This is a genomic window from Klebsiella sp. GN_Kp190 (assembly GCF_040061795.1).
Taxonomy (GTDB): Bacteria; Pseudomonadota; Gammaproteobacteria; order Enterobacterales; family Enterobacteriaceae; genus Klebsiella; species Klebsiella michiganensis.
This window is the reverse complement of the sequence record NZ_JBEAFN010000005.1, coordinates 17,992-41,723: the sequence shown is the minus strand read 5'-3', so window position 1 is coordinate 41,723 and position 23,732 is coordinate 17,992. Positions and strand designations below refer to the sequence as shown.

At 54.3% G+C, this 23,732-nt stretch carries 21 protein-coding genes and 2 pseudogenes; 13 read left to right on the top strand and 10 right to left on the bottom strand.

Annotated features, from left to right (window positions below):
* Positions 1–210: 210 nt before the first annotated feature.
* On the top strand, positions 211–1,386 hold the full coding sequence (locus ABLU67_RS02195) for an efflux RND transporter periplasmic adaptor subunit (RefSeq protein WP_064358477.1): 1,176 nt from the start codon (positions 211–213) through the stop codon (positions 1,384–1,386).
* A gap of 24 nt (positions 1,387–1,410) precedes the next feature.
* Positions 1,411–4,563, top strand: a complete 3,153-nt coding sequence (gene oqxB, locus ABLU67_RS02190) for a multidrug efflux RND transporter permease subunit OqxB (RefSeq protein ID WP_014229160.1) — start codon at positions 1,411–1,413, stop codon at positions 4,561–4,563.
* A 63-nt stretch (positions 4,564–4,626) separates the two neighbouring features.
* Here oqxB and ABLU67_RS02185 read toward each other — a convergent pair whose 3' ends face one another.
* Together ABLU67_RS02185 and ABLU67_RS02180 are read right to left on the bottom strand one after the other, a co-directional pair.
* Positions 4,627–5,106: an Rrf2 family transcriptional regulator gene (locus ABLU67_RS02185; protein ID WP_004121015.1), complete on the bottom strand. Its 480-nt coding sequence runs from the start codon at positions 5,104–5,106 to the stop codon at positions 4,627–4,629.
* Positions 5,107–5,354: 248 nt separating this feature from the next.
* Positions 5,355–5,975, bottom strand: coding sequence for a histidine phosphatase family protein (locus ABLU67_RS02180; protein ID WP_038424436.1), 621 nt, complete (start codon positions 5,973–5,975; stop codon positions 5,355–5,357).
* Positions 5,976–6,258: 283 nt separating this feature from the next.
* On the opposite strand from ABLU67_RS02180, the gene ABLU67_RS02175 reads away from it, so the two are divergent.
* The 4 genes and pseudogenes from ABLU67_RS02175 to ABLU67_RS02160 form a co-directional block, all read left to right on the top strand.
* Positions 6,259–6,948, top strand: a complete 690-nt coding sequence (locus tag ABLU67_RS02175; RefSeq protein ID WP_064358476.1) for a YafY family protein — start codon at positions 6,259–6,261, stop codon at positions 6,946–6,948.
* A gap of 70 nt (positions 6,949–7,018) precedes the next feature.
* Positions 7,019–7,765 carry an SDR family NAD(P)-dependent oxidoreductase gene (locus tag ABLU67_RS02170; RefSeq protein ID WP_025107943.1) on the top strand — a complete coding sequence of 249 codons (747 nt, stop codon included), beginning with the start codon at positions 7,019–7,021 and terminating at the stop codon, positions 7,763–7,765.
* Between the two features lie 558 nt (positions 7,766–8,323).
* Positions 8,324–8,872, top strand: a complete 549-nt coding sequence (locus tag ABLU67_RS02165; protein WP_014838337.1) for a tetratricopeptide repeat protein — start codon at positions 8,324–8,326, stop codon at positions 8,870–8,872.
* Between the two features lie 22 nt (positions 8,873–8,894).
* Positions 8,895–9,032 (top strand): annotated as a pseudogene (locus tag ABLU67_RS02160) (RNA polymerase sigma factor); the annotation flags it as partial.
* A gap of 87 nt (positions 9,033–9,119) precedes the next feature.
* Here the strand turns inward: ABLU67_RS02160 and ABLU67_RS02155 are convergent.
* Positions 9,120–10,616 carry a PLP-dependent aminotransferase family protein gene (locus ABLU67_RS02155; protein WP_064358475.1) on the bottom strand — a complete coding sequence of 499 codons (1,497 nt, stop codon included), beginning with the start codon at positions 10,614–10,616 and terminating at the stop codon, positions 9,120–9,122.
* Positions 10,617–10,654: 38 nt separating this feature from the next.
* Here ABLU67_RS02155 and ABLU67_RS02150 point away from each other — a divergent pair, with 38 nt between their 5' ends.
* Both ABLU67_RS02150 and ABLU67_RS02145 read left to right on the top strand, forming a co-directional pair.
* On the top strand, positions 10,655–11,422 hold the full coding sequence (locus ABLU67_RS02150) for an arylamine N-acetyltransferase (RefSeq protein WP_064358474.1): 768 nt from the start codon (positions 10,655–10,657) through the stop codon (positions 11,420–11,422).
* 621 nt (positions 11,423–12,043) lie between these two features.
* Positions 12,044–13,015 carry a hypothetical protein gene (locus tag ABLU67_RS02145; protein WP_064358473.1) on the top strand — a complete coding sequence of 324 codons (972 nt, stop codon included), beginning with the start codon at positions 12,044–12,046 and terminating at the stop codon, positions 13,013–13,015.
* A 291-nt stretch (positions 13,016–13,306) separates the two neighbouring features.
* Here ABLU67_RS02145 and gap read toward each other — a convergent pair whose 3' ends face one another.
* The 3 genes and pseudogenes from gap to ABLU67_RS02130 form a co-directional block, all read right to left on the bottom strand.
* A complete protein-coding gene (gap, locus tag ABLU67_RS02140) occupies positions 13,307–14,317 on the bottom strand; it encodes a type I glyceraldehyde-3-phosphate dehydrogenase (RefSeq protein WP_049078942.1) in 1,011 nt (336 codons plus the stop codon).
* A 78-nt stretch (positions 14,318–14,395) separates the two neighbouring features.
* Positions 14,396–15,376, bottom strand: a complete 981-nt coding sequence (locus ABLU67_RS02135) for a helix-turn-helix domain-containing protein (protein ID WP_014229170.1) — start codon at positions 15,374–15,376, stop codon at positions 14,396–14,398.
* A gap of 233 nt (positions 15,377–15,609) precedes the next feature.
* A pseudogene (locus ABLU67_RS02130) lies at positions 15,610–15,821 on the bottom strand (hypothetical protein).
* Positions 15,822–16,021: 200 nt separating this feature from the next.
* Here ABLU67_RS02130 and ABLU67_RS02125 point away from each other — a divergent pair.
* A complete protein-coding gene (locus ABLU67_RS02125) occupies positions 16,022–16,474 on the top strand; it encodes a GNAT family N-acetyltransferase (RefSeq protein ID WP_014229171.1) in 453 nt (150 codons plus the stop codon).
* Positions 16,475–16,761: 287 nt separating this feature from the next.
* Here ABLU67_RS02125 and ABLU67_RS02120 read toward each other — a convergent pair whose 3' ends face one another.
* Positions 16,762–17,673: a LysR family transcriptional regulator gene (locus tag ABLU67_RS02120; protein WP_049082507.1), complete on the bottom strand. Its 912-nt coding sequence runs from the start codon at positions 17,671–17,673 to the stop codon at positions 16,762–16,764.
* Positions 17,674–17,769: 96 nt separating this feature from the next.
* On the opposite strand from ABLU67_RS02120, the gene ABLU67_RS02115 reads away from it, so the two are divergent.
* A complete protein-coding gene (locus ABLU67_RS02115; protein WP_207171423.1) occupies positions 17,770–18,759 on the top strand; it encodes an NAD-dependent epimerase/dehydratase family protein in 990 nt (329 codons plus the stop codon).
* Between the two features lie 114 nt (positions 18,760–18,873).
* Here the strand turns inward: ABLU67_RS02115 and ABLU67_RS02110 are convergent, their stop codons facing one another.
* Both ABLU67_RS02110 and gstA read right to left on the bottom strand, forming a co-directional pair.
* Positions 18,874–19,701 (bottom strand): aminoglycoside phosphotransferase family protein, encoded by an 828-nt coding sequence (locus ABLU67_RS02110; protein WP_049082513.1) that lies wholly within the window; start codon positions 19,699–19,701, stop codon positions 18,874–18,876.
* Positions 19,702–19,928: 227 nt separating this feature from the next.
* A complete protein-coding gene (gene gstA, locus ABLU67_RS02105) occupies positions 19,929–20,534 on the bottom strand; it encodes a glutathione transferase GstA (RefSeq protein WP_134898015.1) in 606 nt (201 codons plus the stop codon).
* 120 nt (positions 20,535–20,654) lie between these two features.
* On the opposite strand from gstA, the gene ABLU67_RS02100 reads away from it, so the two are divergent.
* Positions 20,655–21,530: a LysR family transcriptional regulator gene (locus tag ABLU67_RS02100; RefSeq protein ID WP_048263567.1), complete on the top strand. Its 876-nt coding sequence runs from the start codon at positions 20,655–20,657 to the stop codon at positions 21,528–21,530.
* A gap of 47 nt (positions 21,531–21,577) precedes the next feature.
* Here ABLU67_RS02100 and ABLU67_RS02095 read toward each other — a convergent pair whose 3' ends face one another.
* Positions 21,578–21,805: a DUF1272 domain-containing protein gene (locus ABLU67_RS02095; RefSeq protein ID WP_071846104.1), complete on the bottom strand. Its 228-nt coding sequence runs from the start codon at positions 21,803–21,805 to the stop codon at positions 21,578–21,580.
* A 308-nt stretch (positions 21,806–22,113) separates the two neighbouring features.
* Between ABLU67_RS02095 and ABLU67_RS02090 the strand changes: the two genes are divergently transcribed.
* Together ABLU67_RS02090 and ABLU67_RS02085 are read left to right on the top strand one after the other, a co-directional pair.
* On the top strand, positions 22,114–22,977 hold the full coding sequence (locus ABLU67_RS02090) for an alpha/beta fold hydrolase (protein WP_348852132.1): 864 nt from the start codon (positions 22,114–22,116) through the stop codon (positions 22,975–22,977).
* Positions 22,978–23,147: 170 nt separating this feature from the next.
* A complete protein-coding gene (locus tag ABLU67_RS02085; RefSeq protein WP_025107933.1) occupies positions 23,148–23,573 on the top strand; it encodes a VOC family protein in 426 nt (141 codons plus the stop codon).
* The last annotated feature ends 159 nt before the right edge of the window (positions 23,574–23,732 follow it).

The following is a 23,732-nucleotide window of genomic DNA, read 5'->3' as shown; positions in this document are numbered from 1 at the left end:
AGGCGCCAGGAATAGCACATAAAGTGCAACAATTATTCTTGCACTAAATTTAGCGCCTTCCTACAATCGCCGCGATAGTGTATTCGCAACTGTTACAGTTTTGTGGCGATGAACGACACAAATGGCCTTAAGCCAGACCGGACAAAGGAAGTGGCGCGGTGTCTTCCCGCTGCGTCTTGCCCGGCGGCTACCAATACCGGAATAAAAATAATGAGCCTGCAAAAATACTGGGGTAACTTTCATCTGACTGTGCCGGGCGTGATGCTGCTCTCCGCGCTCCTCGTTGGATGCGATGAGGGCGTCGCGCAAAACGCCGCGCCGCAGGCGCCCGCCGTCAGCGCCGCTGATGTGGTCGTCAAATCCATTAGTCAGTGGGACAGCTTTAACGGTCGGATTGAAGCGGTGGAAAGCGTCCAGCTGCGACCCCGCGTCTCCGGCTACATTGATAAAGTGAATTACACCGACGGCCAGGAGGTGAGAAAGGGGGAGGTGCTGTTCACTATCGATGACAGAACCTATCGCGCCGCGCTGGAACAGGCGCAGGCGACGCTGGCGCGAGCCAAAACGCAGGCCAGCCTGGCGCGAAGCGAGGCTAACCGTACCGATAAATTAGTCAATACCAACCTGGTCTCCCGCGAAGAGTGGGAGCAGCGCCGCGCCGCGGCCACTCAGGCGCAGGCCGACATCCGCGCCGCGCAGGCGGCAGTCGACGCCGCGCAGCTTAACCTGGACTTCACCAAAGTGACCGCGCCTATCGATGGCCGCGCCAGCCGGGCGTTGATCACCAGCGGTAACCTCGTCACCGCCGGCGACAGCGCCAGCGTGCTCACCACGCTGGTGTCGCAGAAGACGGTTTACGTCTACTTTGACGTGGACGAGTCGACCTACCTCCATTATCAAAATCTCGCCCGCAGCGGGCAGGGCGCGTCCAGCAATCACCTGGCGCTGCCGGTTGAGATTGGCCTGGTTGGCGAAGAGGGCTACCCCCATCAGGGCAAAGTGGATTTTCTGGATAATCAGTTAACGCCGAGCACCGGCACGATCCGGATGCGCGCGCTGCTGGATAACGCGCAGCGTCAGTTCACGCCGGGTCTCTTTGCCCGCGTCCGCCTGCCGGGCAGCGCGGAATTCAACGCCACGCTTATCGATGATAAAGCGGTGTTGACCGATCAGGATCGCAAATATGTTTATGTCGTTGATAAAGAGGGTAAAGCGCAGCGCCGTGATATTACGCCGGGGCGTCTGGCCGACGGTTTGCGCATCGTGCAGCAGGGGCTGAAGCCGGGCGACAGAGTCATCGTCGATGGTCTACAGAAAGTGTTTATGCCGGGCATGCCGGTTAACGCGAAAACCGTGGCCATGACCGCCAGCACCGCCATCAACTGATCCCTTGACCTGAGAATCCAACCCATGGACTTTTCCCGTTTTTTCATCGACAGGCCGATCTTTGCCGCCGTTCTGTCGATTCTGATTTTTATCACCGGATTAATCGCCATCCCGCTGCTGCCGGTGAGCGAATATCCTGACGTCGTACCGCCCAGCGTGCAGGTGCGCGCGGAGTATCCGGGCGCCAACCCGAAAGTGATTGCCGAGACCGTGGCGACGCCGCTGGAAGAGGCGATCAACGGCGTTGAAAATATGATGTACATGAAGTCCGTCGCCGGTTCTGACGGCGTACTGGTGACCACCGTAACCTTCCGTCCGGGTACCGATCCCGATCAGGCGCAGGTTCAGGTGCAAAACCGGGTATCGCAGGCCGAAGCGCGTCTGCCGGAAGATGTGCGGCGTTTAGGGATCACCACCCAGAAACAGTCGCCGACGCTGACGCTGGTGGTGCATCTGTTTTCGCCCGGCGGTAAATACGATTCCCTGTATATGCGTAACTACGCCACGCTGAAGGTGAAGGATGAACTGGCGCGCCTGCCCGGTGTTGGCCAAATTCAGATTTTTGGCTCGGGCGAATACGCGATGCGCGTCTGGCTCGATCCCAACAAGGTGGCGGCGCGCGGGTTGACCGCGTCGGATGTGGTCACGGCGATGCAGGAGCAGAACGTCCAGGTTTCCGCCGGGCAGCTTGGCGCCGAGCCGCTGCCGAAAGAGAGCGACTTCCTGATCTCCATTAACGCCCAGGGGCGCCTGCATACCGAAGAAGAGTTTGGCAATATTGTCCTGAAAACAACGCAGGACGGTACGGTCGTCCGCCTGCGCGACGTGGCGCGTATCGAAATGGGCTCCGGCAGCTATGCGCTGCGTTCCCAGCTGAACAATAAAGACGCGGTCGGGATTGGTATCTTCCAGTCGCCGGGGGCGAACGCCATCGATTTGTCTAACGCGGTGCGCGCCAAAATGGACGAGCTGTCGAAGCGTTTCCCGCAGGATATGAAATGGGCGGCGCCTTACGACCCGACGGTTTTTGTCCGCGATTCCATTCGCGCGGTGGTGCAAACGCTGCTGGAAGCGGTGGTGCTGGTTGTGCTGGTGGTGATCCTGTTCCTGCAAACCTGGCGCGCGTCGATTATTCCGCTGATCGCGGTGCCGGTTTCGGTTGTGGGTACCTTCAGCATTCTCTACCTGCTGGGCTTCTCGCTGAATACCCTGAGCTTGTTCGGGCTGGTGCTGGCCATCGGCATCGTGGTGGATGACGCCATCGTGGTGGTGGAAAACGTCGAGCGAAATATCGAGGAAGGGCTGGCTCCGCTCGCCGCGGCGCATCAGGCGATGCGTGAGGTGTCCGGCCCGATTATCGCCATTGCGCTGGTGCTGTGCGCGGTGTTTGTGCCGATGGCGTTTCTCTCGGGCGTAACCGGCCAGTTCTACAAGCAGTTTGCGGTGACGATCGCCATCTCCACGGTGATCTCCGCCATCAACTCGCTGACGCTCTCTCCGGCGCTGGCCGCGCTGCTGCTAAAACCGCACGGCGCGCCGAAAGACTTCCCGACCCGGCTTATCGACCGTCTTTTCGGCTGGATTTTCCGTCCGTTTAACCGCTTTTTCCACCGCAGCTCGAACGGCTATCAGGGGCTGGTGGGAAAAACGCTCGGACGACGCGGGGCGGTGTTTGTGGTCTATGTGCTGCTGCTCTGCGCGGCGGGCGTCATGTTTAAAGCGGTACCCGGCGGATTTATACCGACGCAGGATAAACTGTATTTAATCGGCGGCGTGAAAATGCCGGAAGGTTCTTCGCTGGCGCGCACCGATGCGGTGATCCGCAAAATGAGCGAAATCGGGATGAATACCGAAGGCGTGGATTACGCGGTCGCGTTTCCGGGGCTTAACGCGCTGCAGTTCACCAATACGCCGAATACCGGAACGGTCTTCTTTGGCCTGAAGCCGTTCGACCAGCGTAAACATTCGGCGGCGGAAATTAACGCTGAGATCAACGCGAAAATCGCGCAAATCCAGCAGGGCTTTGGCTTCTCTATTTTGCCTCCGCCGATTTTAGGGCTCGGCCAGGGTTCCGGCTATTCGCTCTATATTCAGGACCGGGCAGGTCTTGGCTATGGTGCGCTGCAAAGCGCGGTAAACGCGATGTCCGGTACCATTATGCAGACGCCGGGGATGCACTTCCCGATCTCCACCTACCAGGCGAACGTGCCGCAGCTGGATGTCCAGGTCGATCGTGATAAGGCGAAAGCGCAGGGCGTGTCGCTCACCGATCTGTTTGGTACGCTGCAAACCTATCTGGGATCGTCTTACGTCAATGATTTTAACCAGTTCGGGCGGACCTGGCGCGTGATGGCGCAGGCTGACGGCCCGTTCCGCGAAAGCGTGGAGGATATTGCCAATTTGCGCACGCGGAATAATCAGGGCGAAATGGTGCCAATCGGCAGTATGGTGAATATCAGCACCACCTACGGGCCGGACCCGGTGATTCGCTACAATGGCTATCCGGCGGCGGATTTGATTGGCGATGCCGATCCGCGCGTACTCTCTTCCTCGCAGGCGATGACGCAGCTGGAGAAGATGTCCGGCCAGATATTGCCGAACGGGATGAATATCGAATGGACGGATCTGAGCTTCCAGCAGGCCACGCAGGGCAATACGGCGCTGATCGTCTTCCCGGTGGCGGTGCTGCTGGCGTTTCTGGTGCTGGCGGCGCTGTATGAAAGCTGGACGCTGCCGCTGGCGGTGATTCTTATCGTGCCGATGACGATGCTCTCCGCGCTGTTTGGCGTCTGGCTGACCGGGGGAGATAACAACGTGTTCGTACAGGTGGGGCTGGTGGTGCTGATGGGGCTGGCTTGTAAAAACGCGATTCTGATCGTGGAATTTGCCCGCGAGCTGGAAATCCAGGGGAAAGGGATCATGGAAGCGGCGCTGGAGGCGTGTCGCCTGCGTTTACGCCCGATTGTGATGACCTCTATCGCCTTTATTGCCGGGACCATCCCGCTGATCCTCGGTCACGGCGCGGGCGCGGAAGTGCGCGGCGTTACCGGGATCACGGTGTTCTCCGGGATGCTGGGGGTGACGCTGTTTGGTCTGTTCCTGACCCCGGTGTTTTACGTGACGCTGCGTAAATTCGTGACGCGCGGTAAACCTGCTGAGGACGTTTCGCCGGCGTAGGGTGCGGCAGATAACAAAAAACCGCCTTCACTGTGAAGGCGGTTTTTTGGCGCTCAAGGAAAATTAATGGGCTTCTTTATATTTGGCGATAAGTTCAGGCACCGGATCGCACCCGCTGGTATCGGCTTTTTTCACTTCTTCCAGCGCGCTTGCCACGGTGTGGCGTGCCAGTACCTGTAGCGAAGCCTGCTCCGCTTCATCGGCGATAGATTTGAAGTACCAGCACGCGTTTGCGCTGACCACGCAGCGAGCGGGGACGTCAGGGCGCGATGCCCACAGTTTTTTATCTTCGATAACGGAGACGTAGATATCGCGCAGGGTGATCTCTTCCGCCGGGCGGCCAAGATGAATAGAGCCGTTGCGGCCAAGCGTTGAGACAATTATGCCGTCACGGGTGAGAGGAACCATGAGTTTGCGGATAAAGCTCGGGTTCGCTTCCAGGCCGTAGGCCAGAATCGCGCTCGTCGAACGTTCACCCAACTGCTCCGCCATTGCTACGCTGAGAACCATCTGCAAAGCTGTCGGGAAGCGGTAATCTAACATTTTCTTATCCTGGGTAGCGGTGAATCTTGTTCTTTTTGGCACCGCAGAGGTGAGTAAGCAATAAACAACAATATACCAAATACGGTAATTTTTTTGAAGCAATCTGCGCTTTTCCCGCCAGGTAAAAAAGCGTGAGTGAGAGCGGGGCCAGCCGACGCTTCACGCCATGGCGTGAGGCACTGATGAAAAAGGTATCAGCATTTAATACCCGCTCGGGCACACAGGACCCCCGGGGTCTTAATGGGAGTTTACCGTTGAAGTTGAATGAGGTGGGTAGCTATCCCCCATCTGAGCGCGGCGCATTTGCCGTCCGTAAAATCGAAAACAGAGTAACTCGCATTGGGGTGAGCATAGCGAGAGAAGTTATCGAGAGTCCCCTCTTTAAGTAACGCCAGCACGCCCTGACTGACATGCCCGTGAGAAACAACACCGACGATCTGATGTTCATTGGTATTTTGCAGGTGTTGTAAGAAATTTATCACGCGTCGAGTCGCCTGGGCTAACGACTCTCCCTCCGGGGGACAATAGGCTGCATCAAGGGCGAGCAACGCATCTGCATCACGCGGATTGTCTCGCCTGAAGTGCTCGAAAGATATCCCTTCAAAGCAACCAAACGACTGTTCCTTAAGAGATTCTTCAACTTTTAACGGGCAGCCAAGACCTTCAGACAGCTTCAGCCCCATGTGCAAGGCGCGCCCAAGCGGGGAGCTGTAAACACATTCTATCGGATATGCCTCTTTCGTCAGCGCTGTCAGTAACGCCGCTGTTTCTTGCATACCGCGGTGGGTTACGAAGCTGTCGCGACGCCCCTGAATAATCCCTCTATGATTCCACTCGGTTTCTGCGTGCCTCACCCATATCACTTTCATCGTATTTGAGATCCGTTATCCAACGTGACTACCCGTTTGTTTATCTGATTCAGGGCGAAAGTGTAGCATGGTGAACGTTTGAAGCCGGTTTCTGGATATTATCCAGCGATAATGTCCGCTTCTGGCACAAAGCACTGCCTACCAAACTCACCCTATGTCCTGTCGCGGTGTATTAAACAACGGGGAGCCACTCAGCTTAAGCATGTACGTTTGCTTTATACTAAGATATTTATCCAACAGAGGCGTTAAGATATCGTCTCAGGATCAAGATGGATTTATCAGCATGACCAGAACAGAAAGGCTTCTCGAATTACTACAGATATTAAGGGCGCAAAGATATCCGATCACGGCATCCGCTCTCTCAGAAAGATTAGAAATAAGCGTGCGTTCCCTTTACAGAGATATAAAAACGCTACAGCAGCAAGGCGTGTGCATTGAAGGGGTGGCTGGAATGGGTTATATCGTTAAGTCTGACTTTCATTTGCCGCCCCTAAATCTTTCTCATGAAGAAATCAATGCTATTATACTTGGGCTTAATTGGGTTTCTCATAATACGGATCATGATTTCAAAAAAAACGCAAGGAATGCGCTTGCCAAAATACATACCGTTATTCCCGGTGAATTAAAAAATCTTATTGAGAGTCAATCCTATCTGACCGGTCCCACAGAAAAGAATGAGGTGTTTTTTGAAGACTTGCGTAATGCGATTAAAAAACGAAAGAGGATCAAAATAAAGTATTGTGATAAGAGCAATGTTAACTCTTCTCGAGTCATATGGCCCATCGCATTGGTATATATGGAGTCATGCTGGCTTTTGGTTGCATGGTGTGAAATGAGAAAGGATTTCCGTCATTTTAGAACGGACAAAATACAAGGCATTGTGCCGCTGGATTCCAGGTATAGTGAAAGCAGGTTAGTTTTATTGAATAAATGGAGAATGAAAGAGGGGATCGGCCCGGAGAAAGAGTACTGACAAAAACTGTCACTGCGAATTTGTATACTTCCTCAGATGTAAGACTCAATGCTACGTCATAGGGGGGATTATGAATTTTCAAAATAAAGTGGCTGTTATCACCGGCAGCACTGCAGGTATAGGCGAGGCAGTCGCAGAGCAGTTACACAAACATGGCGCGAAGGTCGTCATTGTATCCCGCTCGTCAGAGGAGGCGAAACAAAAAGCGAAACAATTGTCTTCACAGGGACAACCAGCAATGGGGATCGGATGCGATGTGTCACAGCCCGAACAAGTACGGCAAATGATAGATGACGTTATCAACTATTTTGGCAGGCTTGATTATGCTGTCAATAATGCAGGCATAACAGGTGAGCATGGTAAAAAGATAACAGAGCAGACAGTTGAAAACTGGGATAAGGTCATTGCCACCTCATTGAGCAGCGTTTTTTACTGCCTAAAATACGAGATACCTCAGATGATGAAGATGGGGGGCGCTATCGTTAATTTATCTGCAGTAAATGGTCTGGTTGGCATTCCTGGGCTGGCGCCTTACACCGCCGCTAAGCATGGTATAATTGGTTTAACCCAAACCGCAGCGCTGGAGTTTGCATGTCAAGGCATTCGCATCAATGCCGTCGCTCCGGGCTATGTCCAAACCCCACGAATAAGCGAATTCCCTGAAAATATCGTACGCAGTTTCGCAAATAGCCACCCTATGAAAAGGATGGCAAAAATGCAGGAAATCGCAGACTTCATATTGTTTTTGTTGTCAGATAAATCAGCGTTCTGTACCGGAGGCGTTTATCCCATTGATGGTGGTTTTTTAGCTGAGTGACATTCCCGTTAGGTTTTTTAAGCCTCCGTTTTACCGCGTCAGAGGCCAGGGGCATGCCGGGCCGTTCCGTCAACGTCAGCCCGGCGCTGGCTATCACTGATATTTGGCGACCAGATACTTCTCTTCGCTGCGTCGCCAGAAATGTGAAGGAATAAACGGGGATATATACTCATACGAGGGCGCGAAGAAGGATCGTACCTGAGCCCGGCGATAAAAAACGAAAAAACGTATTTTTTATCGAATAGATTAAAAGGTTGTGGCGTTAACTCATCATCAACGTACTGATGGAGTCATCATTTATGACTGCAACAACGCAACCGCTAACACAACAGTGCCGCGATAGTTTTACCCTGGCACGGCATTGGGTCACCGCAGCCAATGTCATTTTCCTGTTTGTAAGCGCACATATCCGGGAGCCGCTGGAGCGGGGAACGCCCCTGAAAAATGGGTGGCGGGCCGGTCATATTTGCTGCGCGCTTTTCCCTCACTATTTGCTACGGGACAGCATACCGCGTCGTATGCTGCCTTGCCGTTCTTTTCGTTAACCCGGAGTTCACTATGAACACGTTGTCGTTTTTACATTCCGCCATTAATCAACGTCTGCTGCTGCCCGTGGTGTTTGCTCTGCTGACCACGCCGGTTTTGGCCGCAGGTGACAATAGTACCAATAGCAAAACGCCGGACTGCCCCAGCGGACAGGTGTATGACAGCACGAAAAAACAGTGCGTCCCTGAAAAAACAAGCCAGCTCAGCGATGAAGACAAAACGCGTTATGCCTATCATCTGGCCAAAAAAGGGGAGTACCAGGCGGCCCTGGACCTGCTCAACACCCTGAAAAATGGCGATACCGCGGAAGCCTGGAATTACCGGGGCTATGCCACGCGTAAGCTGGGCCGTACCGATGAGGGCATCGGCTACTATCAGCGTTCAATCGCGCTCGATCCGACCTATGCCAAAGTACGTGAATACCTTGGTGAAGCATGGCTGGCGAAAGGCCGTCCTGACCTGGCAAAAGAGCAATTGAAAACTATCGCCACGCTGTGCGGCCATAGCTGCGAGGAGTACCGGGATCTTCAGGCAGCGATCGACGGTCATCCTGAGTCCTGAATAAGAGTATGAGGATAAAAAAATTACGACCAGCGGCGTCCGTCAGCATCTTGCTGCATATCTGACACGCCTGTGGCGCTATGGGCTGGTTCTGGTTGTCGAAGAGCTGGTTCAGTCTGCCTGTGTCCGCGCGCTTGAAAAAAGCGCGCGGTTCACCCCGAGGAGGCGGCCGACACGTTGCCCGTCCCGATTGGTTACCCTATCCTGGTTTTATCTCCAATTGACCGGCCCCGGGCAATAGCCGCTGTCAATGTTCCCTGGCCAATTCGTGGCATACGATACCGAGCTGTTCAACGGCATGCAAAAGCGCGGGGGTGGGTTCATTCGCACCGTTCAGGCGCAGGTAGTTTTGCAGTTCCGCCGCGCCCGGGGAAAACAGCGGCCCCGGACTGACGCCAATGCCCAGGGCGAGTGCGCGACGATGTACCTCCAGCGCATCTATCCTGGAGGGGAGTTGTACCCAAATCAAAAAGCCGGCTTCCGGAGCCGCGACGCGCGTGCCCGGTGGGAAGCAGGCTTCAACTCGGGTGATGATAGCGCGCATACCTTCCGCAATCCGCAGCTTCAGATGCCGCAGGTGCCTGTCGTAATCGCCGCTGGCGAGGATCTCGTTTGCCGCGGCTTCAATCAGCGGCGCGCCTGCCCATTCTCCGGCCATGCGGGCCTGCAATACCGCGGAGTGATAGCGTCCGGCAGCAATCCAGCCAATTCGCCAGCCCGGCGCCAGGGTTTTCGACAGCGAACTGCAATAAATCACATTTCCGTCCCTGTCGAAGGCTTTACACGCGGGCGGACGCTGCGCGCCACCGGCCAGATCGCCGTATACATCGTCTTCAATTAAAGGGATGCCCTGATCGGCAAGCAGGGCCACCAGCGCCTGCTTGCGCGCGACGGGCATGCTGGCGCCCAGCGGATTTTGCACCGTGGGTGAGGCAAGCACGGCCGCAGGGCGGTGGCGCTGGATAGCCTCTTCAAGGGGCGTCAACAATAAGCCTTCAATCGGGTCTGTGGGGATCTGTAACGCTTTCAGACCCAGATCTTCCAGCAGCAGAAGCGTGCCGAAGTAGGCGGGCTGCTCTATCGCGACAGCATCGCCCGGCTGGCATACCGCGCGAAGCGCCAAACGTAGCGCCTGGGTTGCGCCTGCCGTAATGATAAGGTCATCCGCGCCAAAAAGAGCGCCCCACTGCGCAGCGCGTGCGGCAATCTTTCTGCGCAGATCCGCTCTTCCCGGGGGCAGGCTGTAGCTCTGCCCGCGCGCATCAAGCCGACGACCGGCGGTGTGCAGTGCCCGCTGTAGTGCATCCACGGGAAGCCAGGCGGGATCGGGTAGCGCGGCGCCAAGCGGCACCAGACGCGCTTCAGCGCTACCGAACAGCGACCGGGCAATGGCGGACATAGTCACCGGCACCGGACCGGGCAAAGAGGCAGCGCGCTGTTCGTTTCCGGAGGCGGCTGGCTGGCGGACAAAATAGCCTGAACGCGGTCGCGCGATAATCAGACCCTCCGCCTCAAGATAACGCAGCGCTTCCAGGGCCGTGGGGAGGCTGACCTGCTCGCGTTCGGCCAGTTTACGCGCGGAGATAATGCGATCGCCTGCCCGTAAAGCGCCTGAAGCAAGCGTCAGCCGCAGCATATCGGCTATACGGCGGTAGTGGGGCGTCGGCGGGGATATTTCGGACATCGTCATCTGTATAGTCTGCTTTTTGATAAATCTGACTATACAGGCGAAGCGGAGCGCCATCTATAGTGTGTTCCACACCAACCAGCCGGGGAAATCACATGCACAGCGACAGTTTTGACCTTTCACTTTACTTCCGCCGCATAGGCTATAGCGGGCCTGCGGCAGCGGATACCGCAACGCTACACGCGCTCATGCGTCACCAGCTCTTTGCCATCCCCTTCGAAAATCTGGACGTACAGGCAGGTAAAATCGTGTCGATGGCGCCCGATGATATTGCCAACAAGCTCTTACGGCAGAGACGGGGCGGCTACTGCTATGAACTCAACGGGCTGTTTACCATGGCGCTGGAAGCGCTGGGCATTGCCTGGCGGTTTGTCGCGGCGCGGCCCATGTTCTATCCCGCGCGCCGGCCTAAAACCCATATGGCGGTCGTCGCGGAAGTCGAGGGCCGTCAGTGGCTTTGCGACCTTGGCTTTGGGAGCTACGGTATTCGCGCGCCGCTGGCCCTGGATGAACTTGATACGGACATTATCCAGGATTTCGATACGTTCCGGCTTAGCCGCGATGCGCACGGTGAGTATCTGCTGCAGGCAAAAGTTGAGGGAAGCTGGGCCAATCAATATGGTTTTGACCTGTCACCTCAGGAATGGATTGATTTTGCTCCGGCCAATTTCCTTAACTCCACGCACCCCGACGCGGTCTTTGTACAAAAGCTGCTGGTTATACAGCATCAGCCCGAGGGGCGCTTTATTCTGCTGGGCAATACGCTCAAGAGCATTACCGCGGATCGGGTAGAAAAGCAGCGGCTGGAAGACGATGAGATTGCGCATGTACTTGAGCAGCGCTTTGCGTTGTCTGCCCGCTAATTAATCAAAAGGGCCAATGAGTCCGGGGCGGAACGGGCATGAAGCAGGGATGCCGGGGGAGCCATCGCGATCGCTATGAGGCGGGAGTGACCGCTTCCCCGTGCCCCTCTCAATCTGTTCATCTGCTGCGATATCAGCAGCGGGCGATTATTTACGTTGCCGGCCGGTATATGAAATAGCAGATAATGCAAATAAAAAACTAACGCCACTTTTAATAAACAAGGCTATTCAGTTAATTACCACTACAAAAATAAGATAATTCTATCTGAGCTGGCCAATCCGTATCCGTAGTACATATTTTCGCCACGCAATTCCCTGCGCCTGGAAATTCATTGCTAACAAGTAGTTACAGCTATGCGGCAATATTTTTGGCGATAAAAAATGGTTAAAATAAAATCATCTACTAAAATCAAATTGTTGATTAAATTCATACACTGCTCGTTCGTATTAATTTAGATAATTGGCTCTGTGTCGAATGCCCAAAATTTAAGCAGCGAGTGATGGCTGCTGACGATAATTATCCCGCTCGATATTGCCCTGGGTCTGGCAGGTAAATTCCTGCTCTGGACGTTTGTGTAAAACGACACCGGGCTAATTGAGTTATTTCAAAGGACAACGTAAATGACGAATATCTACGACTCTACCAATATAAGCAGTCAGGAAGCGGCCAGGCACTTGCCTGCGGCTGCTGTAAACAGCGCGAGCGCGGTTTCATGGGGGGCGATATTTGCAGGCGCCGCCGCTGCCGCCTCGCTGGCGCTTATGCTGCTCATGCTTGGCGCCGGATTAGGCCTCACCTCAATCTCTCCCTGGGAAAATCAAGGCCTTGCGGCGGGTACCGTCGGTATTGCCGCCATCGCCTGGCTGACGTTTACCCAAATTGTGGCGTCAGGAATGGGGGGATATCTGGCCGGACGGCTTCGGACTAAATGGGTTGATACGCATACCAATGAAATCTATTTCCGCGATACGGCGCATGGCTTTCTGACATGGGCGGTGGCGCTGCTGGTATCAGCCGTTCTTTTAACCACCACCATCAGTTCACTCATCGGCGGCAGCGCAAAAGTCGTTGGTTCCGTTGCCGGGGGCGCGACGGCAACCGCCGTGAATAACGCGGGGGAGGGATCATCGATGTTATCGAAGTCATCGATGGAATATTTTACCCGCTCGCTGTTCAGGGCTAGCGGCTCCACTCCGGCAGGTAACAGCAACGCATCGGGCAATGATGTTATGGCCATGAATCAGCCGGCGCCGCCAAAGGCGGAGTCACCCGCTCAATTAGCCGAGGTGACGGGCATTTTTGCTAACAGTATTTATTCTGGCGCGCTTCCCAAGGATGATCTGACCTATGTGGCGCAGCTGGTTTCTCAGAATACCGGCATCAGTCAGCAAGAGGCCGAGCAGCGGGTACAGGCGGTTTATGATAAAGCCCAGGCTAATTTGAAAGAGGCAAAAGATAAAGCGCAGCAGGCCGCAGACGCTGCCAGAAAAACCACCAGCTACGTCACTCTGTGGTCATTTATTTCTCTGTTAATTGGCGCTTTTGTTGCCAGTCTCTGTGCCACCTATGGCGGCCGTCAGCGTGATTTATAACGTCTAATACTCATTATACGGGAGGAACCTATGCGTTCAATATTGCTTTTCTTTCTGGGTGTGCCAATCCCTATCATTATTTTAATCGCGCTATTTGTGCACTGACTATTTTCCGGCCCCGCAGGAATAATGGTTAAGTAAATACTGACCCTCGCACATTACCGCTAAAGCATAAATGCCCTTCGAGGGCATTTATGCTTTTTATCAGGCGCTCAGAGGAGCCTGCTGCGCGTCACCAGGGAATCTCTCCGGGACAGAGTGATGTCAACTATCAATAACACCCGCAGTGAATTAACGCTCACGCCTTGCCATCATTAGCGCCAGGTCAACGAGGCGGTTAGAGAATCCCCATTCATTGTCGTACCACGCCAGAATTTTAACCATATTGCCGCCAATCACCAGCGTTGACAGACCGTCGATAATCGACGAGCGCGGGTCACCCTGGTAGTCGCTGGAGACGAGCGGTTCATCGCTATAGCCGAGAATCCCTTTTAGCGGCCCCGCGGCGGCGGCTTCACGAAAGGCATTGTTCACCTCTTCGGCCGTCACCTCTCGCGCCAGCGTCACGGTCAGGTCGACAATAGACACCACCGGTACCGGGACGCGCAGCGAGTATCCCGTTAAGCGGCCATCCAGCTCAGGAATAACTTTGCCCAGCGCCTTCGCTGCGCCGCTGGAGTAAGGCACTATCGACAGCGCGGCGGCGCGAGCGCCGCGCAGATCTTTTTCCGGCTGATCGTGCAGGGCCTGGCTGTTGGTGTAGGCGTGGGTGGTGTTCATTAAGCCGTGCTTAATACCGAAATGCTGGTGCAGAACTTGGGCGGCAGGCGCCAGACCGTTGGTGGTGCAGCTACCGTTGCTGACCACGTAGTGTTTATCCGGGGAGTAGAGGCTATCGTTAACGCCCATCACGATGGTTAAATCATCGTTTTTGCCGGGGGCGGAGATAATCACGCGCTTTGCGCCACCGCGGTGGATATGCACCGCCGCCTTGTCGCGATCGGTGAAGAATCCGGTGGCTTCAATGACGATATCGACTTCACGCTGATGCCACGGGATATTGGCCGGGTCGCGTTCGCTGAATACGGTTATGGGTTTACCGTCAACCACAAGCTGCCCTTCACCGGCGGTAACGTCCGCGTCGAGCTTACCGAGCAGCGAATCGTATTTTAGCAGATGCGCCAGCGTTTTGCTGTCCGTCAAATCGTTGATCGCCACAATCTGAATATCCGAATTGCCCAGTGCAGCGCGCAGTACGTTGCGTCCGATACGGCCAAAACCGTTAATACCGACCTTTACCATGATTAACTCCTTATCCATTGTCTCTGGCGTCAGAGTAGGCCGGGCAGGCTTTGGCGTAAATGACAAAAAAGGATCACTTTACGCCATTTTGCGACAGTGAAATCGCTGGCGATATTCCCCGGGTGTGAGGTGAAGCTGTTTTTCAAACAGCCGTCGCAGGTTAATGCTGCTGCCAAATCCCGTTTGTTCGGCGATACGATCCAGCGTCTCGTTAGTTTGCTCCAGACGCTGCCGCGCGGCGGCCAGACGGGCTTCGGCGACGTAGCGCGCCGGCGAAGCACCGGTTTCCCGGGTAAATACGCGGGTGAAATTCCTTGGACTCATGGCGACCCTTTCCGCCAGTTTATCCACGCTGAGATCGGCGGTGAGGTTTGCGAGCAACCACGCCAGCAGATCGTTAATGGGGCCCAGGGTGCTGGTCTGCTGAAGGTTGTAGCGGCTAAACTGCAGTTGGCCGCCGGGACGACGCAGGTACATGACGAAATCCTGAGCAATATCGCGCGCCAGGCTGAAGCCGTAGTCCTCTTCAACCAGCGCCAGGGTGAGGTCGAAGCCGGAACTGACCCCGCCAGAGGTCCATATGTGTTCGTCCTGAATGTAGAGCGGACCGCCTTCGACACGTACCTGGGGAAATTCCGCCTGCAGGGTATCCAGTAGCTTCCAGTGGGTAGTGGCTCGCCTGCCGTCCAGCAGCCCGGTTTGCGCCAGCAGCAGGGCTCCGCCGCATATGGAGGCAATGCGGCGGGCATGGGGAGCCGCAAGGCGCAGCCAGTCAACCACCGCAACCCCTTCCTGCGGGTTTTGACCTCTGCCGGTAATCATGATGGTATCGAGCGGCTCGCGAGGGTCTATCTCATGAAGGCGATGATCGGCCAGCAGATTTAAACCGGACTGACCATGGATCACCTGATGCGGCTGGGTGGTCGCTAGCTGGACCTGGTAGCAAAGCTCCCCGGCGCCTTCCGGGTGCAGACGGTTGGCCTGCATCAGAATGTCGGCAATACCGGCGGATTCAAAAAGCATGCCGCCATCCGGGACAATAATAAGTATCTTCTTCATGTCCTGAAAAGTAATCTTTTTACAGAATAAGTCAACAGAACAAACGGGGAAGGGGAAATTTTTGCCACCGCAGCGACGCTCTCGTCTCGCTCGCTGATGGCGTGACGTCGACGGGATTGGGTTGCCTGATGAGGCTGGTCTCGCACAAACTGGACTGGAAAAATAGTACCGAATGTCTGCTATGAGCGAGGAATGGAAGTTGAACACTCTGCTCAACGTCGCCAAATGGAGCCTTAATCTCCCAGTTTTTCGCGAGTGGGACCTTCAAAGTTGATGCTACTTATATGGCAACTACGCGGTTGACCTAACAAAAAACGAATGGTTTCCCAGATCGAGCGCCCCTTCATTAAACGTTCCCCATTTTTGATGGGCTATCTATAAACGTATCTAACCCTGTCAGTTCGAAATCCGGGGGGACAACCCGGTCACACGTATACTGTTTAATAGCGAACCAGGGAGAAGACAACGTCTGATCCTGGCACGGAGCGGACGAACTAACTGAGTTGAATCTCCGCTATGAGCTAATAGCAGACATAACATCCCCGGGATAGTTTGGGAAAGGATACTCTTCCAGCATCAGTTTCGGTTCATGCTTTCTGAGGCAGGATACTTTATGCTGGTTACTCTCATTTATAGGATACGACCATGATAACTGTAGAGAAATCCGATCCATTTTCTTCAGAGTCCCATCGCTTAATCGAAATGCTATCAGCTGAACTTGCCGCTATTACGGGGGATAGTGGCAAAAGCAATTTCACCGTTGAAGCAATGAATGATGACAAAGCCTTATGGGTATTGGCAAAGAATACTCATGGCGAAGCAATAGGATGCGGCGCTATTCGGCCGATAACGCAAAATATAGCCGAGCTTAAAAGAATGTTTTCAGACCGAAGCGTGCCTGGAGTTGGGGGAGCTTTACTCACTTTTCTGGAAACATCTGCAAAAGATATGGGATATAGCGAACTCAGACTGGAAACCCGACACATCAACCATCGGGCAGTAAATTTCTACGAGAAAAATGGATATATCCGTATTGAAAATTACGGCCCCTATGTCGGTAGGACAGAAGCCGTGTGTTTCTCAAAAGCATTGCGCTGATTGTATTAATTGGACCCGCTTTCCGCTCAAGGCACAACGCTGTCTACCAAACTCCACCAATGCCCATTTAGCTATAGCGTTAAGGCTGTGAGAGTAAAGACAGATAATGATGATGCGCAGGATCGTGTGTTGCGCTCATGCAGAACCATGGTCATCGCGGCTTCTGCATCGACGCGGAGCTGCCGGAGGAGTGCGTAGCGGCCGGCATGACCGAGGAGCGGGATTCCTCCCGGAGAAAACGCGCGGAGTATACAGGCACTTTAAAGGGACCATTTCTCCATGGCGATTCACTGTGCCTGTTTCTGGCCGATATATTCCTCTAATCCCTTTGCCAGAACATCGAAAACCAATTTGCAGCACAGACTATTGCGCAGGTCTTCGTGCATGACGATCCAGGTATCAAGATAGAAAGAAAAGAAATTCGGCAGTAATCTCTGCAGTGGAACAGAGCCATTGGCCAACTGCACCTGGCATATGCCAATGCCGGCCCCGGCGCGAATAAGATTCAGCTGAGCCACGTCGCTGTCGGTGCGCATGGAAAATGCATTCCGGCTTAGCTGAGGGAATTTTTCCAGGGCCTTACGGATGAAAGGCGTATCCTGATCAAAGCCAATCAGCGCATGTTTCAGCAGATCTTCGCTATTTTCAGGCGTGCCATGTCGTGCAAGATAGGACGTCGATGCGTGGAGACCGAGTTCAATGCGGCCAACGCGACGCGCAATAAGCTGTTCCTGTACTGGCGTGGTCATGCGTACAGCAATATCGGCTTCCCTGTGCAGTAAATCCTGAACCCGGTTCGACAGAACTAATTCAATCGTTATTTGTGGGTGAGACTCCCTGAGCCTGGCAATAAGCGGCGGCAGAACTTCAACGCCGATAACGTCACTCGCGGAGACGCGGACGACGCCATGAATGGACGCGCTGTTATGACTAAAGTTGGAGGCTGTGCGCGCTAGCGTATTCGCGGTGCTCTCCATCGCTTCGGCATGCACCCTCAGCGCCAGCGCCGTTTCAGTCGCCAGCAAGCCTGTCTGCGACCGCGTGAACAACACCTGGCCCAGAGCGGACTCGAGCGCAGCGATATGCCGTCCCGCCGTAGGCTGCGTAATCGAAAGCCTGCGTGATGCGCCGGAAAGCGAGCCTTCCCTGAGCACAGCCAGAAATGTTCGGTACCACTCCCATGGGATAGATGTATTCATACAAATTTGTATAGCTGCCCTATAAAGATATGCAATTCCATTTAGCTCTGCCTGTACGTACGCTGTCAAGGTCAAATCAGCAAAGAGGCAGACAATATGGAAACCCGAGGCAAGGTCCTGATACTTGGCGCAACCGGCGGAATCGGTGGTGAAACGGCGCGCCGGCTCATTCAGAAAAAATGGGACGTTCGTGCACTAAAACGAGGACTTCATGGCAGTGAACGACGTGGTGACATCCAGTGGGTAGGGGGCGACGCTCTCGATCCGGAGCAGGTCGCCGCTGCGGCAGCAGACTGTAGCGCGATCGTTCACGCCGTCAATCCGCCCGGCTACAGAAACTGGAAGCATCTGGTGCTGCCTATGCTGCGCAACACGATTGGCGCAGCAGAACGAACCGGCGCCTTGATCGTGCTTCCCGGTACCGTTTACAACTATGGTCCTGACGCTTTTCCGCTATTACGGGAAGACACTCAGCAGACGCCGGTCACCAGGAAGGGAGCGATCAGGGTACAAATGGAGAAAGAACTGGCGGCCTATTCGCAGCGTGGCGGACGGGTATTGATCGTCCGCGCGGGGGATTTTTTTGGTCCGCGCGCCGGTAATAACTGGTTTTCTCAAGGTCTGATTAAGCCCGGCAAGCTGCCTGGCGTCATTGCCAATCCAGCTTCGTTTGCAACCGGTCACCAGTGGGCTTACTTACCCGATGTCGCGGAAACGATAGCTGCGCTGCTGGCACGACGCGAGGAGCTTGAGCCCTTTGCACGTTTTCATATGCAAGGTCACTGGGATGCCGACGGCAGCGAAATGGTCAGCGCGATTCAACGCACAGCGGCACGCTATGGCGGCATGGCCAAAATACAATCATTTCCGTGGTGGTTGATGTACCTGGCAGCACCTTTCAACGCAACCTTACGCGAACTTCTGGAGATGCGGTACCTGTGGCGCCAGCCGGTTCGCCTGGACAATACGAAACTGGTGAATTTTTTAGGTGCCGAGCCTCACACCCCTCTTGATGAAGCTGTCCATGCGACATTACAGGGCCTGGGCTGTATTGATCATACCGAGATGCCTCGTATAACAATATAGAGACGCTCCAGGGTCGCATCTGGCACGAGGCGGACAGGCTAACTGGGCTAAAGGTCCGCTATGAGCGAGGAGCGGACGTACAGGAAACCATTACCCCCATTGTCGACTTCCCACTCACCGTTCCAGTTCAGTCATCGCCAACTCGGCAACTTTTATTGTTGTTGAAACAGTATCGTTACTTGAGAGGGACCAGGCGGTTGAAAGACCACACCATGCAATTATCCATTTGAGCAGGCGTTCTCTGTCCAGGTCAGCCATTCTGGTGACGATGCTTAGACGCTGTTTAAATGTCTCCGGTACAGCCGCAACAGGAGGTACTGGATTACCAAGATCCGGATTAGTAAAAATATTAGCAAAGTCGAATCCCCGTTCACCTATTAGCCCTTTGGGGTCAATGGCAAGCCAGCCAGATGTTTCAAAATCAAGCACATTTCCGTGATGTAAATCGCCATGCAATACGACCACATCTCGAGGAGAAGAAAGCAATTCCTCTGAAATTTCTGCGCAACGTGTCAGGATACCGCCATATTTCAAGGCTGCTGGTTTTAGAGGATTAAACCATTCATGTAAAGGCGTAAGCTGGGGAAACGGTCTTTTTGCGCATGAATGAAGTTGGTTCGCAGTCATACACAAAATATGACAGGCTACGTCATCCTTATCTCCACGGGACATTGCTGATAAAGAGGAGGAACCTGTGGCTCTTGAGAGAAGAATTGCTTCATTTTCATGTGCAATCACCTGTGCCGCACCATTCCCTTCCCACCATGCCATTAGTGCATTACCGGCTTGTTCATCAAGGTCATCCGTAACTTTTAGCATGGCTTTAATACCATGTGCTGCTGTTTTGACCGGATACAACTGTGATGTATGAGTTATAAATGGAGTGCCATCAGGAATGAGGTTCCAGCGACTTAGCCAGGGTTTTAACTTGAACGTATCCATAAAGCTTTCTTTGAAATCCTTACAATCAAAGTGGTAAACAGGTATGCATTCAGGCATTTTACCCCATAGGTGAAGCGCTTTCCTGCATGCTGTCTTCTGGTAAGACAATGTCCGCTTCTGGCACGCAGCAGACGGCCATCGGACGCGCAATCCGCCATGGACGAGGAGCGGACTTTCTATTTTGCAGATACTCAAAAGCGGTGTCCCGCAATCAGCGATTACCAACCTTAAAGCGACGCCTCGGCCAGTAATGCGGCCTGTACCGCAGGACGGGCATTGATCGTTTCCCTGTACGCCAATAGCGCAGGCCAGCGATCCAGTGGGATTGAGAAAAATTTACACCAGCCCAGCACAGTGAAGAGGTAGGCATCAGCCACGCTGAAGGATGGGCCAGTCAGATAGGTTTTTTCGTTGAGAGTCGCCTGAAGGAAATCGAACTGTCGGAACAGCTTCTCACGAAAAATCGCTCTGACCTCTTCGGGCAGCGCGGGATTGAACAACGGTGCCGAGCCAGCGTGTATTTCACTGGTGATAAAGTTAAGCCATTCCTGCAGACGCACCCGAGCCCAGCTGTTCGCACGCGGCGCCAGGCCGTGTTCTGGTTTTAGATCGGCGAGGTACTGCACGATGGCCGGGCCCTCAGTGAGTATCTGACCATCATCGAGCTCAAGGGCCGCGACATAACCTTTAGGGTTAATGGCGCGGAAGTCGCGACCATCAGCGGTGATCTTGCTTCTGTTGTTGACTCTAACCAGTTCAAACTCAAGTTGCAGTTCGCGCAGCACAATGTGCGGCGATAACGAACAGGTATCCGGGGCGTAATAGAGTTTCATTTTGTCTCCGTTAAAGGTGAAAAGCCGTCGGGGGACGTCCTGAATCCACTGTATTTGACGCGTAATGCGCTGTAAAATTAATGATAAAGAAACCAACTATTAGCTGAGCTACTGATAATCATGATGAACCTTTTACATTGGCGCTTACTGGTGGCGGTGGCGGATGCCGGCAACATCTCGCGCGCCGCAGAGGAGATAGGAATGACTCAGTCCGGCGCCAGCCAGGCAATCGCCCAGCTAGAGTCTTCACTGGGATTTTCGGTATTTATACGTGAGCGACGATATATCGGCGTGACCGCGCTGGGCGGGCAGGTTGTTGAACACGCAAGAAACATGCTTTCGCAGCTAAATGCCATCCGCGAACTGGCCGATGAGAGCCGGGGTTTAAATCGCGGGCGCATTCGCCTGGCCAGCTTTCCATCAGTGACGTCCACCTTGTTGCCTGGACTGCTGCGGGACTTTAAGCGCCTGCATCCGGGTATTGACGTCGTCATCCTGGAAGGCTCGGACGAGGAGGTCGAGGAGTGGCTGGCCGCAGATACCGTTGAGCTGGGGGTAATCATGAATCCCGAACCCGGCCGTGCTGACGTTGTATTAGGGCAGGATGCATGGGTAGCGGTACTGCCAGCCACTCATCGGCTGGCACATCATGCCAGGACGTGTGGCATAACGCTAAAGGCGCTGGCAGACCAGCCCTTTATTCTGGCGACAGGCGGATGCGCCGTTAATGGCAAAAGCCTGATGGAAAAGGCGGGTCTGCAACTTGTTGATATACGCGTGACGGTACGCGACTGGATTAGCGCCTGTAAGCTGGTCGCGGAAGGGATGGGCGTCGCCATTGTGCCTGAATCAGCCCTGCCAGAGGCGTTGCGCAATCTGTGCGTGGTGCCAGTGACGCCTGCCATACACCGTGAGTTTCGGCTGGTCTGTTCGTCATCCGGAACGTCTTCCGGCGCAACGCAGGCGCTACTTAACGCGCTACGTAAACGAGGATGAGCGGGCACGCGGCGAACCGGATCGTCAGCGATAAGTGACAAACCGGCTTATTGTTTATATCGGCGCAGGCTGGAGGCGGGATGCCGAAGAAGGGCTGATTCGGGGCGTATTGGGCGGCGCACCAGCTCTCCCCCACAGTTCGGGCACCGGCCTTGCAGCCGCTGAGTCACGCAGTCAACGCAAAAGGTGCATTCGAATGAACAGATGTACGCGCTTGTTGATTCTGGCGGCAGATCGTTATCACAGCATTCACAATTAGGGCGAAGTTCAAGCATGGTGATCTCCTGCTATTAAATAAAGGGGCGTCATGAGCGCGCGAGGGGCATCTGCCTGTCCCGTATTCGAACCGCTGCGCTTAATCTGCACGAGATGAGCATGATCGACAGGTCGAAAAAAAGCAAGAGATTGAGTGGCTTATCAGTACCAACCGCTTCTGGCGCTGGTGGTTGGGGGAAAAGACCGCTGAGCCTGTGCAGCGTGAGAAGAGGACGTTAATAGAGGAATAAAAACATCGCCAGATTTGCCCGTGGCGGCTACAGTTAAGATTATTTAACTGGTATGACCACATGGGCGGATATCTTTTATGAACCTGATAACAATCCCTGTAAAGCAGGGGGGTGTTCTGGCTGCCACAGTATGGGAGAGAAGCGATGCTAAAGCGCTGGTGATCCTCCATCCTGCCACCGCGGTATCACAGGCGTTTTACAAGGACTTCGCTGAGTATCTTTACGCAATGGGATTCAATGTTCTGACCTACGACTATCGGGGGATAGGTCATTCCAGGTCAGGCACGCTACAACACTGTCATGTCTCAATGTCTGACTGGATCGAGCAGGATGTCGGCTGCGTTACCGCCTGGGCAAAGCTGCGCTTCCCCAATCTTCTGCTGATGGCGGTAGGGCACAGCGTTGGCGGGCACGCTATTCTGCTTTCAACGGCCACCCGGTCGCTGCATGCGGCGGTTCTTGTTGCTTCGCACGCTGGCGTCACCCGCACAATTAAACAAACGCAGGAAAAGCTCAGAGTCTGGTTTTTATTACGTATTCTGGCGCCGGTTCTGTGTCGTACCTTTGGCTATATGCCTGCCAGACGCCTCGGGCTGGGGGAAGATTTACCCGCGCCCGTCATGCTGCAATGGGGGCGCTGGAGTGCCATGCCCGACTATTTTTATGACGATCGCGCCTGGGATGCGCGCCGACGGGCAAGCGAAGTCACGTTACCCCTTCTGGTACTCGGTTTTAATGACGATCCCTGGGCTAATTCTGCAGCGATTACGCGCCTGATGGCGCCGGTGGAAAACGCAAAAATTGAACGCCGCGAGATCCGGCACGCGGATTATGGTATTCCGGTCATCGGCCACATGGGCTTTTTCCGTACCCGATGTGCGGAAAAAATATGGCCTGAAGTCGGTCGCTGGCTGGCAAGCCAGTGTCAACCCCGGGGATAATGTCTTTCCGGCTATTTTTCTTATAGTCGAAGAGATTAACAGGGCATGCTATGCCGTAACCGTCGGTGCTCAGGTTTCAAAGCGGCAACAGGCGCATCCGGGGAAATAGTTCATCGCGACTCAGAGAGATATCATGTCTGTTCAAAAAAGGGCGAAGAGGATGCACTAAGATGCTGGCTTATATCACTATAGGTACAAATGACTTTCAGCGCTCCGTGGACTTTTATGAGGCTATTTTTAAAGTTCTTGGCTACTCACGACTGCCAGCCTGGACAGAAAGCTGGGCAATGTGGGGGGATGAAAATAACCCACATGAGGTATTCAACTTCTGTATTTGTCCTCCTTTTGACCGGCATCCCGCAACGGCGGGAAACGGGACAATGTTCGCATTCCATGCAGACAGCGCTGACCTTGTCAGGCGGTTTCATGCAGCAGGCCTCCTTGCGGGAGGGGAGAATGAAGGCGAGCCAGGGACACGAACCGCATACGGCCCCGACTTTTATGTTGCCTATCTGCGCGATCCTGACGGGCATAAGCTGGCATGCGTTTGTCAGCATTATTCTCCTGAAGCAGATAAGTTCGTAGATGAAGAATAGTGGCTTCACTTATCACATTTTAGGGTTTTGAGCGTTTATAACGCTTAGCGGTGAAAGGCGGCATTTCCGGCAAAGACACTCAATATCGTCTTCGGCTTGCACAGTCCGCTCCCGGCACAAAGCGGACCGTCTGAAGCGTCGCGAGGTCTGCTATGAGCG

Coding starts and splice junctions, on each gene's coding strand:
- ABLU67_RS02180 (WP_038424436.1), bottom strand. CDS start 5,975: ATGAAAGTGATATGGGTGAGGCACGCAGAAACCGAGTGGAATCATAGA.
- ABLU67_RS02120 (WP_049082507.1), bottom strand. CDS start 17,673: ATGAATACATCTATCCCATGGGAGTGGTACCGAACATTTCTGGCTGTG.
- ABLU67_RS02115 (WP_207171423.1), top strand. CDS start 17,770: ATGGAAACCCGAGGCAAGGTCCTGATACTTGGCGCAACCGGCGGAATC.
- ABLU67_RS02155 (WP_064358475.1), bottom strand. CDS start 10,616: ATGGCGCTCCGCTTCGCCTGTATAGTCAGATTTATCAAAAAGCAGACT.
- ABLU67_RS02170 (WP_025107943.1), top strand. CDS start 7,019: ATGAATTTTCAAAATAAAGTGGCTGTTATCACCGGCAGCACTGCAGGT.
- ABLU67_RS02175 (WP_064358476.1), top strand. CDS start 6,259: ATGACCAGAACAGAAAGGCTTCTCGAATTACTACAGATATTAAGGGCG.
- ABLU67_RS02095 (WP_071846104.1), bottom strand. CDS start 21,805: ATGCTTGAACTTCGCCCTAATTGTGAATGCTGTGATAACGATCTGCCG.
- oqxB (WP_014229160.1), top strand. CDS start 1,411: ATGGACTTTTCCCGTTTTTTCATCGACAGGCCGATCTTTGCCGCCGTT.
- ABLU67_RS02145 (WP_064358473.1), top strand. CDS start 12,044: ATGACGAATATCTACGACTCTACCAATATAAGCAGTCAGGAAGCGGCC.
- gstA (WP_134898015.1), bottom strand. CDS start 20,534: ATGAAACTCTATTACGCCCCGGATACCTGTTCGTTATCGCCGCACATT.
- ABLU67_RS02090 (WP_348852132.1), top strand. CDS start 22,114: ATGAACCTGATAACAATCCCTGTAAAGCAGGGGGGTGTTCTGGCTGCC.
- ABLU67_RS02195 (WP_064358477.1), top strand. CDS start 211: ATGAGCCTGCAAAAATACTGGGGTAACTTTCATCTGACTGTGCCGGGC.
- gap (WP_049078942.1), bottom strand. CDS start 14,317: ATGGTAAAGGTCGGTATTAACGGTTTTGGCCGTATCGGACGCAACGTA.
- ABLU67_RS02185 (WP_004121015.1), bottom strand. CDS start 5,106: ATGTTAGATTACCGCTTCCCGACAGCTTTGCAGATGGTTCTCAGCGTA.
- ABLU67_RS02125 (WP_014229171.1), top strand. CDS start 16,022: ATGATAACTGTAGAGAAATCCGATCCATTTTCTTCAGAGTCCCATCGC.
- ABLU67_RS02100 (WP_048263567.1), top strand. CDS start 20,655: ATGATGAACCTTTTACATTGGCGCTTACTGGTGGCGGTGGCGGATGCC.
- ABLU67_RS02085 (WP_025107933.1), top strand. CDS start 23,148: ATGCTGGCTTATATCACTATAGGTACAAATGACTTTCAGCGCTCCGTG.
- ABLU67_RS02110 (WP_049082513.1), bottom strand. CDS start 19,701: ATGGATACGTTCAAGTTAAAACCCTGGCTAAGTCGCTGGAACCTCATT.
- ABLU67_RS02165 (WP_014838337.1), top strand. CDS start 8,324: ATGAACACGTTGTCGTTTTTACATTCCGCCATTAATCAACGTCTGCTG.
- ABLU67_RS02150 (WP_064358474.1), top strand. CDS start 10,655: ATGCACAGCGACAGTTTTGACCTTTCACTTTACTTCCGCCGCATAGGC.
- ABLU67_RS02135 (WP_014229170.1), bottom strand. CDS start 15,376: ATGAAGAAGATACTTATTATTGTCCCGGATGGCGGCATGCTTTTTGAA.